This is a genomic window from Xanthomonas sp. MUS 060 (assembly GCF_000963215.1).
Taxonomy (GTDB): Bacteria; Pseudomonadota; Gammaproteobacteria; order Xanthomonadales; family Xanthomonadaceae; genus Xanthomonas_A.
Window position 1 is genome coordinate 1 of the sequence record NZ_JZIM01000100.1, and the last position, 945, is coordinate 945.

Sequence of the window (945 nt, forward strand, 5' to 3'; positions counted from 1 at the left end):
CACCCCGGTACTGGGCGTGCAGACCACGGCCGTCCTCGGCGCGCTGAGCGGCGGCGGCGACCGCGAGTTAGACGATAGTCTGCGCGAGAAACTCCGGAACCGTATCCAAAAACCGCCGCAAGGCGGGGATGCCAACGACTACGTGCAATGGACCCTGGCAGCACCCGGCGGCGGTGCTACCCGCGCCTGCGTATCCAAAAACCGCCGCAAGGCGGGGATGCCAACGACTACGTGCAATGGACCCTGGCAGCACCCGGCGGCGGTGCTACCCGCGCCTGGGTCGGTCGTGGCCGAACAATTCGGAGAAGGCACCGTGGGCGTGGCCTTCGTCTGCGATGGCAATGGCGCAGGCACTGCGGTCCTTCCCTCGACCGCACAGATCGCTGCCGTGGCGACCTACATCGACACGGTTCGCCCGGTCACCGCACATGTGACAGTCTATGCACCGCTCGCCGTGCCAATCAATTTTGCAATCGCAGGATTGAGTCCCAACACCCTGGCCGTTCAACAAGCCATCGTGGCAGAGCTAGCCGAGCCTTCGTCTGCGATGGCAATGGCGCAGGCACTGCGGTCCTTCCCTCGACCGCACAGATCGCTGCCGTGGCGACCTACATCGACACGGTTCGCCCGGTCACCGCACATGTGACAGTCTATGCACCGCTCGCCGTGCCAATCAATTTTGCAATCGCAGGATTGAGTCCCAACACCCTGGCCGTTCAACAAGCCATCGTGGCAGAGCTAGCCGACCTGCTCGCCCGCGAAGGTCAGCCTGGCGGCACGATCCTGCTCTCGCACATGCGTTCGGCGATTTCCTCTGCAGCCCAGGAGTGGGATTACGTCCTGCTCACGCCGGCCGACCACCAACGTCGTATTGCCCAGCGGCCAGATCCCGGTCATGGGCAAGGTGGCATGGCAGTGATGCAACAGATCAACCAGCCACTGACC

At 63.9% G+C, this 945-nt stretch carries 2 protein-coding genes; both read left to right on the forward strand.

From position 1 onward, the window contains the following. Positions 1-646, forward strand: a 646-nt coding sequence (locus XANALMUS060_RS17205) for a baseplate J/gp47 family protein (protein ID WP_200894116.1), incomplete at its 5' end; no start/stop codon positions are given. Further along, on the forward strand, positions 601-945 hold a 345-nt coding region (locus XANALMUS060_RS21670; protein ID WP_343122999.1), incomplete at its 3' end, for a baseplate J/gp47 family protein. The genes XANALMUS060_RS17205 and XANALMUS060_RS21670, both read left to right, overlap by 46 nt.